19 protein-coding genes are annotated in these 16,020 nt (G+C 37.1%); 13 read left to right on the top strand and 6 right to left on the bottom strand.

All coding sequences use genetic code 11. The annotated features are described in order from the left end of the window. Positions 1 to 22: 22 nt before the first annotated feature. Together ACI6MV_RS14735 and ACI6MV_RS14730 are read left to right on the top strand one after the other, a co-directional pair. The gene (locus tag ACI6MV_RS14735) at positions 23 to 598 is read left to right on the top strand and encodes a chromate transporter (protein WP_407271076.1); all 576 of its coding nucleotides are present in this window, start codon (positions 23 to 25) and stop codon (positions 596 to 598) included. Then, on the top strand, positions 598 to 1,128 hold the full coding sequence (locus ACI6MV_RS14730; protein ID WP_407271119.1) for a chromate transporter: 531 nt from the start codon (positions 598 to 600) through the stop codon (positions 1,126 to 1,128). Before ACI6MV_RS14735 ends, ACI6MV_RS14730 begins: the two co-directional genes overlap by 1 nt. Here ACI6MV_RS14730 and ACI6MV_RS14725 read toward each other — a convergent pair. The 3 genes from ACI6MV_RS14725 to pxpB all read right to left on the bottom strand — a co-directional run bounded on the left by ACI6MV_RS14725 (position 1,104) and on the right by pxpB (position 3,758). Then, positions 1,104 to 1,760 carry a hypothetical protein gene (locus ACI6MV_RS14725; RefSeq protein WP_407271075.1) on the bottom strand — a complete coding sequence of 219 codons (657 nt, stop codon included), beginning with the start codon at positions 1,758 to 1,760 and terminating at the stop codon, positions 1,104 to 1,106. The genes ACI6MV_RS14730 and ACI6MV_RS14725 overlap by 25 nt on opposite strands. A gap of 334 nt (positions 1,761 to 2,094) precedes the next feature. Then, positions 2,095 to 3,066 carry a 5-oxoprolinase subunit C family protein gene (locus tag ACI6MV_RS14720; protein ID WP_407271074.1) on the bottom strand — a complete coding sequence of 324 codons (972 nt, stop codon included), beginning with the start codon at positions 3,064 to 3,066 and terminating at the stop codon, positions 2,095 to 2,097. Beyond that, positions 3,057 to 3,758 (bottom strand): 5-oxoprolinase subunit PxpB, encoded by a 702-nt coding sequence (pxpB, locus tag ACI6MV_RS14715; protein ID WP_407271073.1) that lies wholly within the window; start codon positions 3,756 to 3,758, stop codon positions 3,057 to 3,059. Before pxpB ends, ACI6MV_RS14720 begins: the two co-directional genes overlap by 10 nt. 393 nt (positions 3,759 to 4,151) lie before the next feature. On the opposite strand from pxpB, the gene ACI6MV_RS14710 reads away from it, so the two are divergent. Then, positions 4,152 to 4,970 carry a hypothetical protein gene (locus ACI6MV_RS14710; RefSeq protein WP_407271072.1) on the top strand — a complete coding sequence of 273 codons (819 nt, stop codon included), beginning with the start codon at positions 4,152 to 4,154 and terminating at the stop codon, positions 4,968 to 4,970. A 25-nt stretch (positions 4,971 to 4,995) separates the two neighbouring features. On the opposite strand, the gene ACI6MV_RS14705 is transcribed toward ACI6MV_RS14710, so the two are convergent. Then, on the bottom strand, positions 4,996 to 6,033 hold the full coding sequence (locus ACI6MV_RS14705; protein ID WP_407271071.1) for an aromatic acid exporter family protein: 1,038 nt from the start codon (positions 6,031 to 6,033) through the stop codon (positions 4,996 to 4,998). Between the two features lie 271 nt (positions 6,034 to 6,304). Here ACI6MV_RS14705 and ACI6MV_RS14700 point away from each other — a divergent pair, with 271 nt between their 5' ends. After that, positions 6,305 to 6,748, top strand: a complete 444-nt coding sequence (locus ACI6MV_RS14700) for an IDEAL domain-containing protein (protein WP_407271070.1) — start codon at positions 6,305 to 6,307, stop codon at positions 6,746 to 6,748. 597 nt (positions 6,749 to 7,345) lie between these two features. Continuing rightward, positions 7,346 to 8,338: a Gfo/Idh/MocA family protein gene (locus tag ACI6MV_RS14695; RefSeq protein WP_407271069.1), complete on the top strand. Its 993-nt coding sequence runs from the start codon at positions 7,346 to 7,348 to the stop codon at positions 8,336 to 8,338. 106 nt (positions 8,339 to 8,444) lie between these two features. On the opposite strand, the gene ACI6MV_RS14690 is transcribed toward ACI6MV_RS14695, so the two are convergent. Continuing rightward, a complete protein-coding gene (locus ACI6MV_RS14690) occupies positions 8,445 to 9,035 on the bottom strand; it encodes a class D sortase (RefSeq protein WP_407271068.1) in 591 nt (196 codons plus the stop codon). Between the two features lie 455 nt (positions 9,036 to 9,490). On the opposite strand from ACI6MV_RS14690, the gene ACI6MV_RS14685 reads away from it, so the two are divergent. Next, complete coding sequence (locus ACI6MV_RS14685; RefSeq protein ID WP_407271067.1) at positions 9,491 to 9,640, top strand: hypothetical protein; 150 nt, start codon at positions 9,491 to 9,493, stop codon at positions 9,638 to 9,640. Between the two features lie 46 nt (positions 9,641 to 9,686). On the opposite strand, the gene ACI6MV_RS14680 is transcribed toward ACI6MV_RS14685, so the two are convergent. Continuing rightward, complete coding sequence (locus ACI6MV_RS14680) at positions 9,687 to 10,319, bottom strand: YigZ family protein (RefSeq protein WP_407271066.1); 633 nt, start codon at positions 10,317 to 10,319, stop codon at positions 9,687 to 9,689. Between the two features lie 276 nt (positions 10,320 to 10,595). Between ACI6MV_RS14680 and ACI6MV_RS14675 the strand changes: the two genes are divergently transcribed. The 7 genes from ACI6MV_RS14675 to hpf all read left to right on the top strand — a co-directional run bounded on the left by ACI6MV_RS14675 (position 10,596) and on the right by hpf (position 15,684). Next, positions 10,596 to 11,270 (top strand): response regulator, encoded by a 675-nt coding sequence (locus ACI6MV_RS14675; protein WP_407271065.1) that lies wholly within the window; start codon positions 10,596 to 10,598, stop codon positions 11,268 to 11,270. A 150-nt stretch (positions 11,271 to 11,420) separates the two neighbouring features. Continuing rightward, complete coding sequence (locus ACI6MV_RS14670; RefSeq protein WP_407271064.1) at positions 11,421 to 12,266, top strand: DegV family protein; 846 nt, start codon at positions 11,421 to 11,423, stop codon at positions 12,264 to 12,266. A gap of 247 nt (positions 12,267 to 12,513) precedes the next feature. After that, positions 12,514 to 12,693, top strand: coding sequence for a hypothetical protein (locus tag ACI6MV_RS14665; protein WP_407271063.1), 180 nt, complete (start codon positions 12,514 to 12,516; stop codon positions 12,691 to 12,693). Further along, positions 12,693 to 13,835, top strand: coding sequence for an ATP-dependent helicase ComFA (locus ACI6MV_RS14660; protein ID WP_407271062.1), 1,143 nt, complete (start codon positions 12,693 to 12,695; stop codon positions 13,833 to 13,835). Before ACI6MV_RS14665 ends, ACI6MV_RS14660 begins: the two co-directional genes overlap by 1 nt. Continuing rightward, positions 13,835 to 14,518 carry a ComF family protein gene (locus ACI6MV_RS14655; RefSeq protein WP_407271061.1) on the top strand — a complete coding sequence of 228 codons (684 nt, stop codon included), beginning with the start codon at positions 13,835 to 13,837 and terminating at the stop codon, positions 14,516 to 14,518. Before ACI6MV_RS14660 ends, ACI6MV_RS14655 begins: the two co-directional genes overlap by 1 nt. A 121-nt stretch (positions 14,519 to 14,639) precedes the next feature. Further along, a complete protein-coding gene (locus ACI6MV_RS14650) occupies positions 14,640 to 14,966 on the top strand; it encodes a hypothetical protein (RefSeq protein ID WP_407271060.1) in 327 nt (108 codons plus the stop codon). Positions 14,967 to 15,126: 160 nt separating this feature from the next. Then, positions 15,127 to 15,684: a ribosome hibernation-promoting factor, HPF/YfiA family gene (gene hpf / locus ACI6MV_RS14645; RefSeq protein WP_407271118.1), complete on the top strand. Its 558-nt coding sequence runs from the start codon at positions 15,127 to 15,129 to the stop codon at positions 15,682 to 15,684. Positions 15,685 to 16,020: the final 336 nt, after the last annotated feature.

The raw sequence follows: 16,020 nt of genomic DNA, 5'->3' as shown, positions 1-16,020 counted from the left end.
ACGATAAAGGAATTGATTAAGAATGAAACAACAATGGGAAATTTTCTTGGCCTTTTTCCGTGTCGGCATACTCGGCTATGGTGGGGGCCCGTCCTCGATACCGCTTGTTCAGCGGGAGGTAGTGGATAAGTACAAGTGGTTAGATTCTGATGAATTTGCCAATATCTTAGCTTTAGGAAATTCTTTGCCAGGTCCGATTGCAACGAAAATGGCTGGTTACATCGGCTATCGTGTTGCTGGTTACCTCGGAATGATTACAGCTGTGCTCGCGACAATTGTACCAACAATAATTATTTTGATCGTTTTACTTACAACATTGTCTTCGATGAGTGATCAACCATGGGTTCAAGGCATGACAAAGGCAGTTGTGCCAGTTGTAGGTGTAATGCTTGCTGTTTTAACGTATGATTTTTTAAAGAAATCAAAAGCGGGTATTGGTTGGATTAAGACGGGTGTGCTAGTTATCTTATCGCTTGTGTTAATTGAAGGCTTAGGTGTGCATCCGGGGATTTTTATTACGTTAATACTTGTCTTAGCTTTAGTGATGCCTGTGAAAAAACAGAAGAACAACATAGCACAAGAGAAAGGACAATCATGATGACGTATTGGCAAATTTTTATCGCATTTTTTATACCCGGGATTGTTGGCTATGGTGGAGGTCCGGCTTCGATTCCACTTGTGGAAAATGAAGTTGTTGATCGCTTTGGTTGGATGTCTGTTACTGAATTTAGTGAAATGCTGGCGATGTCAAATGCATTACCAGGCCCGATTGCTACCAAGATGGCTGGTTTTATAGGATATCAAGAAGGTGGAGTGTTAGGGGCAGTTGTCGGTGTATTTGCAACAGTAGCACCATCGTTAATTTTAATGATTGCTTTATTGAGTTTGCTGATGAAGTATAAAGATTCCCCTCGCGTAAAAAGAATGACAACATTCATACGTCCAACTATTGCAGTGTTATTAGGTGTAATGGCATTTAATTTTTTTTATAGTTCGTATGATGAATCAGGAATATGGCAAATGCTATTTTTAGTTGTAGCGAGTTTTGTTTTAATGGAAAAATTAAAGGTGCATCCAGCGTTCGTAATTTTAGGTGCATTGGGTTATGGAGCGATATTTTTGGCGTGAAAAGGAGTTCGATGTAACTGTGGATAGGCGGCATAGGGATGCCCATAAATGCTGTAATAGCTCATATTGTAATAGCTTGCTAACATATATACCTGATAATTTGACAGCTTTTCGTTAACAACTTGTTCGTATAAATCAAGTTTATCTCGTTTGGGAATGGCTGGATGATTACATATGAAGTTAACTTGCCAGGTTGCATGTGTCTCAATTGCTCTTTTTTTGTAAGCATCTGGTATCGGATCCTCTAGCATATAGTTAGCAACCCATTTCGTTTCTTTGTGAAGATAACCGGCTATTTTTTCTTTTGATACGTGGTGCTCTTCTGTCAGTTCCTTTATAATGCGCCACTTGAATTTCCAGCTTGTCGGCTCGCCATTCGTTCCTTGAAACAAGATTTTTAATAGTCTATCTTTCTTGTCACTGCTCGTTTGATCTAAGATGAAACAAGGAATATATGATTCTTTGTTCTGTGTTTGTAAGGCATCGTAAAACATAAAGCCGTTCATCAAAAAGTACTTACCATCTGCTTCTTCTAGTGTAAAGAAATGAGAATGCTTATACCATACGAAGTTTCTCCTGATTGCAATGTTGTGCTTAACAGTTTCTTCATGGTAGCTCTTAATTTTATCCAATGGTAAGAATTTAAATTTTACCAAATACACCCATCCCTTCTTCCTATTTGTATTAGCCTATGACGATGATAGGTTGTATCATTACGATAACTTGTGCAACATTTGAAAAGTCACCAGTTGAAGGCTTAAACTGGTGACTTTTATTCGACGCACTAGGAGATATGAGAAGTAAACCCTTTGGATGGTGTGCCTTCACCATTACAATATGTTAAATAAATTCACTGGCATAAACAGGTATCTCCTATTTTTGAAAAATAAGTAGTTTGTCTATACATAATTATCGGCTAAGTACCCAGAATTTGAATAATTGAGTAACTAATATACTCGCTGGAAATTAATTCTCTTTTGACCAACGATATTTAGTAATAGCTTTTAAAGTATCGATTTGACGCCTAATTCGGAACCATTTGCTAGTCGCTTCTTCTAATGTATACTTCTTAAATGTAAAAGCTTGATTTGGTCGCCGTTGACTTAATTTTGGCATATCGGCAAAAATGACTTGTCCGATTTTTGGATAACCACCAGTTGGTTGCCTGTCTGCCATGAGTACAATAGGCTCACCGCTTGAGGGAACTTGGATTGTTCCGTACGATGTTCCTTCTGTGAGCAATTCTTTCTGGTTTATTAATTCAAGCGTAGGGCCTTGCAGTCGATAACCCATTCTGTCTGATCTGCCTGTTATTCGGAAGGACTCATGTTCAAACTTGCTTTTTGACTCCTCGCTAAACCAATGATATTGCCGTCCTTCTATAAAATGAATTACTTCATGACTGCTATTCATATAGTTGAAAAGATGCGGGTCCAGCCTCCAAGAGAAGGCTTTTCTCTGATTACTTGCTGGTGTGTTAATTTCGATCTTATCGCCAACTTGTAACTTACGGCCTTCAAATCCGCCGAATTGGGCATTCATTGCCGTGCTTTTGCTGTTCAGTTTAGCTGGAATGGACATTCCGCCTTGAACTGCAAGATAACTATGCAGTCCAGTCTTTGCTGTTCGAAGTTGTAAGGTGTCTCCACGTTTTACTGGTATAGGCTTGTAAAGTTCAATTGGTTGATCATTAATTTTTGGAGACATATCGGCTCCCGTAAGTGCAATAACCACATTTGCTTCAAAGGTAATACTCGGTCCAAGAAAACTCATTTCAAGCACTGCCTCTTTTTCGTCGTTATTTACGATTAAATTGGCTAGCTGCATTGCCCACGGATCCATCACACCACCAACAGAAAATCCGAAGGCCTGGTAACCTGTACGACCTAAATCTTGAATTGTAGTTAACAGTCCTTCTTCAATAATTTTTAATCCCATGATTGATCCTCCCAAGCTATAAACGCTTCTGCTGAAATCGAATAAAAACGGATTGTATCACCTGGTTGCAATAAAGTTGGAGGTTGTTTATCCACATTTAATAGCGAGACAGGCGTTCTTCCAATTATTTGCCATCCTCCAGGAGACGCTACCGGATAGATGCCTGTTTGGTTACCAGCAATTCCAACCGAGCCAGCCGGCACACTTGTCCTCGGTTCGGATTTTCTTGGGGCACTTATCCTGTCATTTAGACCTCCAAGAAACGGAAATCCAGGTGTAAAACCTAGAAAATAGACGTGGTAGTTACTTGTAGTATGTAACTCTACGACTTTAGCTGGTGATAGGTTATTGACAGATGCAACATCTTCCAAATCTGGTCCATATTCGAGCTCATAGCATACAGGTATGTCTATTATTTTATTATCAGGTGCAGCCTGTGGGTTTGAGTTTAATAAATAGGCTTTTATATAGGAAATAACTTGGTCGTAACTGTTTGTACGGTAATGGAGTGGATTGTAATGAATTGTTAACGTGGTATATGCAGGTACAGATTCAATAAAACCAGGAAATGGATGCTGATGAAGTTTTCGAGATAACGCTAAAATGTGGTTATTTTGTTGTAGTGATATATTGTCGCCAAAATCGATAATAATTGCCGTTTCACTTAAAGGATGGAAGCTAATAGAATTCATCAAAAAATCACCTTCTTTAGTAAGTTAGTCAATTTCAATTGATCCTTTTGTCACCATAGCATATAGCAGTTTTGTGATGGGAAGTAATTAGTAATTGTGAAATTGACTCAAATAGTTTAATAGAAAACATGTATGTAAAGCATTTTATCACAAAAAGAATGGAACCCGAAATTCGAGCGCGTATATTTCAAAATCAAATTTCAAATTTGATTACAAATTTAAAGACCTAAATTCGATTACACCCATCAGGTAATAGTCTGATAGTATCCACCCCATTTACTGAAATTGATATTTGAATCGCGGTAATTTTTTTGTGTTAATTTAATAGAATATAAGTATACAATTATTTGAATCGGGTATATTTAACAATACATTAGTTTAGGAGGTTTAACGTTGAAGATCAAGCTTTGTCTACTAGTATCTTTTTTCTTGGTAATCACTGCCTGTGGCACTGTGGCAGAGTCAAAAGACGAAAAAGGTATGAAAATTGCACAAGAACATACATCAATGTCGACGATCCGGTTGATAAATGCTACGAAGAATACTCCAATCAAGGCTTCTGTGATTTCAGTAGACCGAGCATCGTCAACGCCTGAAGATATCGTGTATTTGTTGGACAGTCTGGATGAGGTTCAAACAAAGGTGGTCACTACAATAGAAGAGCATGGATGGTATGAAATAATTGGAGAGAGTGAACCAACGATAGAAGAGTTTGAAGCAATAATCCGTCCAATACTTGAACCATATTTTACGGATTCTTTTATCAGTAGTGAAATTATAAAGAATGTGGATGCTTTCTTCTGTTATTGTGATGCACCAAGCCCATTACAAGGTGCTATGAAGACAGATGTTTATTCACATAAACAGGTAGATCCCAATACTATAACAGTGGATGCTTACCGACCAGAGGATGTAATTAATAGCGGTGCAAAGTTCAAGGTGACACTGATAAAACAAAACAATACCTGGAAAATTAATGGTTGGGAACAAACAATAAGCTCATATGACGAATCGTTTCAACTTAAACCTGAGATCATTCAAGCATATTATCAAGTGAAAGGTTTACAGGTCACACTTATCGATACTAAAAATGATAAAGATGACCCAGTTTATATTTTTGAGACAAAAAGCACGGCAGACTGGATTGCAGTCGATAGTAAAAGCTGGTTTACAATGGCTGGTCAAAAGGTAGTAGAAGCTTATTACTACTAAACTACTTACCTCAGCCGATGGAAAACTAGGTTGTTATATCTTGATCTGTTAATAGCAATTCAACTAAATTATAAATCGATAACAATTCATAAAGTATAATGATTTCCGATGAGAAGAAAGCTGCCTTTTCATTGTTTTCTTCATTAATTGTTCTTTGCTTACTTGTCCAAAATCGTTGTAACAAATCATGAACCTGTAAGCGATGGATTGCAGGATCAAATTGTTCAGGATTCTTCATTGCATGTGCTAACGTCTCGACAGCAGTTATGATGCTTTGACATTCCTGATTATCCCATGACACCTTCTCCAGCTCCGTATTGATAAGATTTCCGAAATGATAATAGATTAATCGTAAGGAAGAAAGCTTTTCTTGCTCCTGTTGGAATATCTTTTTTCCTTGTTCATCTAAGCGGTGATACTTTGCTTCATCCTTCTGAAATTGAAGTAGCATCTCTGTTTTATCTAGTTTAACTTTCAATTGTGAGAAGGTTTCTTTTACGTATTTTTCTTTACTTTGCTGTGTCACTCCGCCTATAATTACTTTAATAATATTATCTAATTCAACACCATAAGTACTGAGTAAACTATTTATATTGCTCGTGATGTTCTTTGTGTAATTAGGTGGCAATACAAACATATTGACAACTGTTGAGATCAACAAGCCAATCGAGGTTGTTCCCAATCTGATTAAAAATGCAATAAAGAAGTTATCATGTATAACCTCAATCATCGCAACAGAGGTCAAGGTTGCGACTAGTAATCCAGCATGAAGGTTAAGCCGAAAACACGTGATTATTGTAAATAATGCAGCAGCTGTATAGGTAATCGGAGAATTGCCGAATAAAAATATAAACATTACAGCATAAGCCGAACCAATTGCTGACGCTGGTAAACGTACAATGCCTTTTTTGATTGAATCTGATACAGTCGGTTCAATTGTTACGATAGCAGTAATTACTGCAAATACTGCTGGCCAACCGAGCCATTGACAAAGAAGCGAAGTTAGGAAAACCGCAACACCTGTTTTTACTACTCTGCTTCCAAAGAATCGTAATTTTTTCATGTGCATTCACCTTCGTCTTAAAGATACTTCCTTATTATACCGAAACTTGATGCAATTTAACAACAGGTCCCATTGTAGTTTCAGCTTGAAAAAAGTACAATTCCATTAATGAAAGCGTTGCCAAATGCGTTCAAATGAAATATATTTAACTAAATGTTCAAAAGCTATTAACTTTTAGGGAAGTCCTATCATATAATGCAATAAATAAACGTCGTTGGGAAAACATTGCACATAGGTGATTGTCTAAACTTCATTTGAAGGGGGTGACGGGATGCTTTCTGTTAAAATGTTTAAACCTTATTACATCAAAGAAGAAACAGACCATATACGGGTGGTTTTAGCTTATCAATATTTCTCACTATCATTGGACGATCAAGTGTATCAGTTTGTTCCATTAGAAGCCAGGGAGATCCGTATAAACAGAAAGACACAAGAAGTGGAAAATCAAGGCGATGTGTTCGTTTTTCAAAAAGGAAAAGAGTATAGTCGTGTTACCCTTTCCGAATTATTAAAGCTTAAAGATTTTAAAACCCGCTTATCTTCCATAATCCATCCTTATATTAATGGTGATAAGACTCCGATCGAAAAAGATGAAATTAATGAAGTGGTTGAACAACTAGAAAAAGAGAATCTAAAACGATTAATTGATCAAACGCTAGAGGATAGAAATTATCAAGCATTTAAAAAATATACCAAAATACTAAATGAAATGTAGTTTTAAACAGTCTCCATTTGTATTCTAGAGCAAATGGGGACTGTTTAAATTGGTGTAATCTTTTCCTTTCAAGGCTATAGTCGTAAAGTTTGGTGCGGTATAATACTTCGTAAATGAAGTGAATTCCGTCGTAGTAGTGATTGCTAATCCGGCGCTGTGGAAAAATACGCCCTTTCCGCGGGGAACGCTCTACTCCTCCTCCCTCGCAAAGAGCGCTCACTGCGGGGTCTTCAGACTGTTCCTTTCCCGCTGGAGTGGCGTATTTTTCCACAGCTTAGGGTAGTTTTCTGTTACGCACCTTTTATGAAGCGTAGGCCCTCCACTTTGACTCCTGCGGGACTATCGGCGTAAGTGAGACCCCGCAGCGCGAAAGCGCGAGGAGGCTCACTAGCCCCCCGCGGAAAGCAAAGTGGAGGGACGGAGCGGTGCACATGTATGATGAGTGAATACCTAAGCACTACGACGCATACTAGCCATTTTACGCAATAACAACAATCTTTTAGAAATCAGCCTCACTGGTAGCTTCTTCTGTCAATGGCAAATGTAATCGTGTACACTATAAGAAGTTTACAAGATTAATTGGATAGGTGGCTAACTATGGAAAAACTGAATTGGGGTATTATGAGTACTGCAGGTATTGGTCAGACACAGGTTATTCCTGCAATACAACGATCTAATAATGGGATAGTACAAGCAATTGCAAGTCGCGGAGACAAAGCAAGAGAAGTAGCGACCGCGCTTAACATTCCAAAAGCGTATAGCTCTTACGAACAGTTACTTGATGACCCAGAAATTCAAGCTGTATATATTCCACTGCCAAACAGTCTACATAAGGAATGGGTAATCAAAGCGGCTGAGAGCGGAAAACATGTTTTATGTGAAAAGCCAGCAGCTCTAAATCCCGACGAGCTGGTGGAAATGATACAAGCGTGCAGAAATAATCAGGTTATATTTATGGAAGCATTTATGTACCAATTTCATCCGCAACATGGAAAGGTTAAGGAATTAATAGAAAGCGGTGCCGTTGGTGATGTATCATTCATGCGTGCGAGTTTTTCTTACTTTATGCAAGACCGAGATACCAATATACGTATGAACAGAGAGTTGGGAGGTGGCTCTTTATATGATATTGGCTGCTACTCTTTACACTCGATTTGCAACATACTAAATATGAAACCAACTAATATCTTTGCTAGCGCAAAGGTTGATCCACGCAATCAAGTGGATACAAACGTAGCTGGAACTTTATCGTTTAATAATGGTGTACAAGCATCATTCGACTGTAGCTTTGATCTAACATCAAGAAATAGTTATCAAGTTGTTGGTTCTAAAGGGAGTATCGAAGTAAATGGTGCATTTCGACCGGATCAGAATGAAAACGAGGAAGGGCGTATCACCGTGCAGACTGAAGATGGCATGGAAGAGTTCTTTATACAAGCGGATCAATATAAACTCCAAGTAGAAAACTTTGCTAGTGCGATTTTTGAGGGGAAACAACCGAGTTATACAAATGAGATGATGTTAGATCATGCGCTTGTAGTTGATGCTTGTTTGAAGTCGATTGATACTAGAGAAAGTGTGTCACTTTAAACGATGATGTATGTCGATATGTGAATAGCTATTAATCGATAGTAAGATATTGATTAATAAAAAGACGCATGGGATAATAATTGCCCCATGCGTTTTAAAGTTCTATTTAACTAGCCGCTTCCACAGGCTTAGCCGTAATAATATATCGCTGTGGCGCATTTCCTAAATAACCAAAAGGATAACATGTCGTTATTGTTAATATTTCTTCTGGAGCAGTTGATTGAATAACGGTGCGGTCATCTGCCTCCACAATTTTTGAAGCAACCATTTCATAGATAAACTCACCATGAGGAAGTCTTACCACGAAGGTGTCGCCTATTTCAACATCACCCAATTTTCGAAAAACAGTATTTCGATGTCCCGATAAAACGATTTGATCATTTTCTCTAGGATAAGCCGTACCTGTATAGTGACCCACGCCTTTATCCAAATCATCTGGGTCAGTGCCTTCCACAATTGGTAGTTCAGCATCTATTTTGGGGATCTCCAGGATACCAACGGTCTCACCAAAACCAGGTCGGAACTCAGGTACGTCAAGGACTTCCTTATCACCTGCACTATAATCACTTTTTTCTAATAGCTGCTTTGCTTCTAACAAACTGTTTTTTTCAGCAGCATATGTTTTTACAAATTGATATCCACCAACACCTAATAATCCAATTCCAGCCAAGATAAAAATAATGGCAAGTTTTTTCATCCATATCACTCCGTAGGTAAAAGAATTTTTACTTCTGTCATTTATCGTTGTTGGTTTTGTACATGTATATTACTAATTATACTTTCTAAAACGAGTCTTGCCAATACTATGTATCGTAAAAACATCATGCGTTTACAAAAAAATAAAAGTGCTTACATAAATGTACGTCACTATATATCTACTTTTTAATCCAATTAAATATGCTATAATGTAAAAATTAGTAACTTCAGTCTTTTAATAATACTGAATTTTAGCTATTCACATCCACATTTAGTTGGATTAACTCGTCTCCAAACTATATGCTGATGCAAATAGTTATCCAAGGTAATTATGTCGTTGATTTGACTAGTAAACTTTAATCCACAAGATATTATCACAAGTAATGCGTAAACATCATATGTATAAATATACAGGGACGATAACAATTAATTATAGTTTGTCTTGAGGTGAGATTTTTGGAAGAACGTGATGTGTATAAAAAAGTATTAAAAAAAGTAATTGAGCAAACAGAAAGATTACAGATTAACAATTCCGATGAACTAATCCAAAGATTAATTGCGGAATTAAATTATCACGATTTACCGAAATATAGATCTACAACATAAATAATAACGGACCATTTCATAGAAATGGTCCGTTATAAGTATGTAATTATAAAGGTGTTTCAACATATCTTGTGTCTTTGCCGGTAATCGAAACTTGATCATTTGTTAAGTCAATAATCCAACTATAAAATTCATCAATTTCTTCACTACCAACATATACTCTTAAATCTACTTTATCTAAATAGTCGATTTGATCTAAAATATAACTAGTGTTACGGATGGCGTTTTCTAATTTACCTAGTAACGTGTAGTCTGCAATAATTGAGAACCCCGTTACTAAATGGCGTTTTACGATTCCGGTTGTTGCAATTGCCTGTGAGGTAGTTGAGGAATAAGCTCTTATAAGTCCGCCGGCACCAAGTTTTACGCCTCCAAAATACCGTGTTATGACAATGGCGGTATCTTTTAAATGTTTCTTTTTTAACACTTCTAAAATAGGTACTCCGGCAGTTCCGCTAGGCTCACCATCGTCATTGGCTTTTTGATATTCATCGTTTTCCCCAATAATATAAGCGGAGCAATTATGATTAGCATCATGATGCTTTTTCTTAATTCTGTTAATAAATACTTGTGCCTCTTCTTCGGTTTCTACTCGTTTGACATAACCAATAAAGCGAGACTTTTGAATTGTTACTTCATCAGAGCCTTCCCTATTAACAGTATAATAACTTTTCAACATGTACCTTTAGACCTCCTAAAACATTATTATAATTTGTACGGTATAAAGTAGCAAATTGAAGCAATTCGGTAACTTTCTAAAAAATTTAAAACTGAAACTCTATTTATTTTTTTAAGTATACTTCCTTAAGTGAAAGAAGAAAGGTTTAGTTGTATAATGGAATATGCTAGAGTCATACATTCAGATATAAATAGATAGCGAAATTTGCCGAAAAATGTCATAATTCAATAAATGACTATCAGAATTAATATTTGTAGAATAGGGGATACAGATTGTATGATAAATATTGTTTTAATAGATGACCATAAACTGTTCCGTGAAGGGGTTAAGAACTTATTAGAAAATGAACCATCATTTCATGTGGTTGCCGAAGGTGATGATGGATCAGGGGCATTACCTTTAATAGGTCAATATAGGCCTGATGTGGTTTTAATGGATATAAATATGCCACAAGTTAACGGCATCGAAGCTACTATAGAATTAACGAAGCATTACCCGGACATTAATGTTATCATGTTATCGGTACATGATGATCAACAATTTGTAGCAGATTCTTTAAATGCAGGTGCTCAAGGGTACCTACTAAAAGAAATGGATTCTAAATCACTAATTGATGCCATTAAAGTTGTTTCAGATGGCGGATGCTTTTTGCATCCTAAAGTAGCAGACAGTCTAGTTAGGGAATTTCGTAAAATATCACACGAACTAACCAATACGTCCACAATAGACTCTGACTATAAAAAACCCCTTCATTTATTAACAAGACGTGAATGTGAAGTGCTTCAACTTCTTACAGATGGAAAAAGCAATCGTGGTATCTCTGAAGCACTATTTATAAGTGAGAAGACAGTGAAAAATCACGTAAGTAATATATTACAGAAAATGAATGTTAATGATCGGACACAAGCAGTTGTAACTGCTATTCGAAATGGATGGGTTAAAATGAAATAGTTCATACTATGATTGTTAATCCAATTATCTTTATATTGTCTGTGCAATTTGCTTGTTATCATGTAAAATAATGACAAGAGGAATTGAATTTGATGATGGCATAAATTGATTCTCTAGATAAGAAAAAATGGACAAGAAGGGTAGATGCGAATGAAAATAGTAGTAGTTACCGACAGTACCGCCTACATCCCTGCCCAGATTAGAGACAACCTGGCAATTCACATGATTCCGTTAAGTGTTGTGTTTGGGCATGAATCTTACCGAGAAGAAATTGATATAACAGCCGATGATTTTTTCACTATGGTGCATAATGCAGAAGAATTACCAAAGACATCTCAACCGGCACTTGGTGAAGTGATTGCAAAGCTAGAAGAGTTATCACAAACATATGATGCAGTTGTGGCGGTTCATTTATCCAGTGGTATTAGTGGAACATATCATACGATGCAATCGGCTGGAAATATGGTTGATGGAATCGACGTGTATGCCTTTGATTCCGAGGTTAGCTGCCTTGCACAGGGGTTTTACGTATTAGAAGCAGCAGAAATGGCATCGTTACCTGAGATGACGCCTGAAAAAATTATCGCTAGACTTAAGGAAATGAAGCAGACGATGCGTGCTTACTTCATGGCGGATGATTTATCGCATTTACATCGTGGTGGTAGACTAAATGGAGCGCAAGCACTCATTGGAAGCATGTTGCAAGTTAAACCATTGCTTCATTTTGTAGACACAAAAATTGTTCCTTTTGAAAAAATACGGACACGAAAAAAAGCTGTGAACCGTATGTTTGATTTGATCGGCTCGGACGCACAATCTGGTAAAACGATCAAAGCATGTGTGATCCATGCGAAGCGTGAACAAGAAGCTGTACAAATGAAGCAAGAACTAGAGCAGAGATATGATAATGTCGAGGTTACAATTAGCTATTTTGGTCCGGTGATTGGTACACACCTTGGTGAAGGTGCACTCGGAATCTGCTGGTTTATAAAGTAATGGGTAAGTATGCAATTATATTATTTTTTATAAAATAATGTGCCAGGCAGATATGCCTGGCATCTCAAATAAACAAGGAGGAGCTGTTTTTGTGTGTACCAACTGCTTATAGCCTTTCTTAAATCAAAATTCTTCAATTATACTCCTGCACCCGTTCAACCTCATAACTACAACCCGCAAAAAAACGATCGGTCACACGCCATTTCATATAGCGGTAAACTATTATTAAGACAAGAAATTAACCTGGATGAACCAACTTTTCAGCAATTACTATCGAATTACGCTTTTATTCCAGTTGAAGCTATTTCTAAAAGAATATCAGGTCATCAATGTAGAAGGTGTGGTAATACAAAACGCCGATGGTTTGGCAGCCTACCATGTGCAAATTGTAACCAAAATCATGTCTACTGTAGAAGTTGCATCTTGATGGGAAGAGTATTGGCCTGTAAACCATTATATAGTTGGAATGGACCTGAACCTGCTTGGGAAAAACATGTTGACCCATGTAAATGGAAAGGGGAACTTAGTCGTTATCAGCACCACGCTTCGGAACAAATAGCTAGCTATATATCCAAAGGGAATAAGGACCTACTTGTTTGGGCTGTGGCAGGTGCAGGCAAAACAGAAATGTTATTTGAAGGTCTATCTCAAGCTTTACAACAAGGAAAACGAATATGTATTGCAACTCCTAGGACAGATGTTGTTCGTGAATTGCTGCCAAGGCTGCGCCGAGCATTCCCTAATGTCACAATTGAGGGTTTGTATGGAGGAAGTCCAGATAAAGAATCCAGAGCTCAGTTTATTGTTGCCACCACGCATCAGCTCATCCGATTTAACAGAGCATTTGATGTTATTGTAATTGATGAAATCGATGCCTTTCCATTTCATATGGATCAGTCTCTGCATTTTGCTGCACATAGAAGTGCAAAAGAAGCAGCGGCAAAGATTTATTTAACCGCCACTCCTCGCGCAGAACATCAGAAAAAAGTCCAAGCCAAAACACTAGATGTAGTTTTTGTTCCTCAGCGATTCCATGGTTATCCGCTCCCAGTACCAAGTTTTCGATTATGTCTTACATTACGTAAAGCCCTAGCAACACACCATCCACCCAAAGCATTTTTTCAATGGCTTGATAAACGAGAGTATCCAAACAGACATGTTATTATTTTTGTCCCAACGATTAGCCTTTCAGAAAAATTAATGCAATCATTGAGAAACATGGAGATTCTTCAAACAAATAACCACACCTATACGATTGACTATGCTCACTCGGCTGACGCGGAAAGAGAACAAAAAATAAATAACTTTCGTAACGGTAATATAAACATGCTCATTACTACTACGATCCTTGAGCGAGGAGTTACGTTTCCATCCGTCGATGTTGCAGTGCTAGACGCCGGCCATTCCGTATTTGATGATGCAGCATTAATTCAAATTGCAGGAAGAGCAGGAAGGAGTCATATCGATCCTACTGGTGAGGTAGTGTTTTTTCATGATGCTAAGACAGACGCTATGGTGAGAGCTGTGAAAAGTATAGAGCAGATGAATCGCAGAAGGAGGAAATTGTAATGCATTGTTTAATTTGTGACCAAGAAATCTTCCCGATATTAGATTGGAAGCAGTTGTTTGTTCCAGAGAAATCCAAACCACTTTGTGATGGTTGTGACAGTAAATTAGAACTTCTATCAGGAAAAAGATGCAAAAAATGTAGTAGGAATTGTATTGTTAGTATCTGTCCTGACTGTGAGCAATGGGAAAAAATGTCTGGTTCACAAGGAGAGTTAGAATGCAACCAATCTGTGTATCGATACAATTCGATGATTCAAGAGATAATTGCTAATTGGAAGTACCGTGGCGACTATATTTTATGTGAGATATTTCGTGATTCATTTAAAAATCGTTTTCAAACAAATTTTGATTTTTTGAAAAAAACAGCTGTACTGGTGCCAATACCGCTTAGTCCAGAGCGAATGCTTGAACGAGGTTTTAATCAAGCAGAAGCATTGGTACAATTATTAGATCTTCCTTACATGAATGCACTAACCCGTCTGCACGGGGAAAAGCAATCAAAAAAAACAAGAAAACAACGCTTGTCCTCTCAAAATCCTTTTGAAGTAATAACCTCAATAAACCAACCTGTTATACTAATCGATGATATATATACCACCGGCATAACACTGCGACATGCTGCCCGTCAGTTGAAATTACATGGTTCACCATCCGTCTACGCTTTTACTTTGATCCGTGGATAAAAATTGGTTTAACTATGCTAAGATTCGGGAATTTATTACTATCAATTTTAAAAAGCAAAACACATTTAACTTTATAAATTTAATCCAAACAACATAACATATTGATAAGGAGTAATTTCTGATGAACAGGTTAGAAAACTTTTATAAAACAACGTTAAAACTACATGACCAATTGAAGCGAGTTAGAAATAATGAAAAAAAAGCAGATAAATTAGCAAGGATCAATATACTAATTGAAAAGCGTGCACATTTAATGTCACAAGTAGCACCCCCTTTTTCTAAGGAAGAAAAAAAGATGATCAACGAATTAATTAAATTCAATGAAGAAATACAAAATACCCTGAACGAGCTTTTAACTGATGAATCGGCTGAAAAGGGAGACGTATACGCTTATCAAACACATTCACCTCGTCCAGAAAAACGACAAGAAATGTTCATATATCGTTAATAAAACGCTTTCATAATATTGTTTTTTTCGGTATACTTACTTATATACTCCTTACCAGTCCTGTAAAAATTTCGACAAACAAATTGTTTTGTTTAAGCAGGATTAGGACAGGGTACTCTAGAAATATACTGTATAAGGATGAAAGGAGGACACTTTTATGATGAAGTATAACATCCGAGGTGAAAATGTTGAGGTGACAAATGCAATAAAAGAATATGTCGAAAAGAAAATCGGAAAGTTAGAGCGCTATTTTGATTCTCCACCTACATCGGAGGTACATGTTAATATAAGTGTCTACAATGATGAACAGCAAATTGAAGTTACGATTCCAATGACAAATTTATTATTACGTGCAGAGGAACAACATAATGATTTGTATGCTGCCATTGACCTTGTTGTTGATAAGTTAGAGCGTCAAATTCGAAAATATAAAACAAAAGTTAACCGAAAATTCAAGCAAAACGGTTCTCCTAAACACATTTTTGCTGAAATGGAGAGAGAAGTTCAGGCGGAGAAACAGGCAGAACTTGATGAAGATGAGTTGGATATTGTTCGTACGAAGCGATTTGATTTAAAACCAATGGATTCAGAGGAAGCCGTGTTACAAATGGACATGCTAGGCCACGCTTTTTATGTATTTACCAATTCCATTACTGGTAGCACAAGTGTGGTATATAGAAGACGTGATGGTCGATATGGTTTAATCGAGCCTAGCTAAGTTAACATAGTAGTGCACATATAAAGGGTAATTCCAATTGTTATATTGGAATTACCCTTTTTTATATTTAGGTGAGAGAGTAATCGCACGAAGGAAAGCTACAAAGAATATACAGTGCAGAAGCAATAGGTTTCAATTTGTAAGTCGATGACGGACGCTCTGCTCTTTATATTTCAAGTCTATTAGTTAGCTGAAGCCGAGCCTGTTTAAAGAAAATCACTTTATACTAGCGAAAAGCGACTGCCTGGAGCGGAAATCACGAGCACTACGTTACGAAGCATTTTATTTCAATTATGTCGTTTTAAAAAGCAATGAAATTTATAAGAGAGCCTTTTT

Origin of the sequence: Radiobacillus sp. PE A8.2, assembly GCF_045635475.1 — a bacterium.
In the GTDB taxonomy this organism is placed as follows: Bacteria; Bacillota; Bacilli; order Bacillales; family Amphibacillaceae; genus JBJGXI01.
Note: the sequence above shows the minus strand (reverse complement) of the source record. Positions and strands in the feature narration are given on the sequence as shown.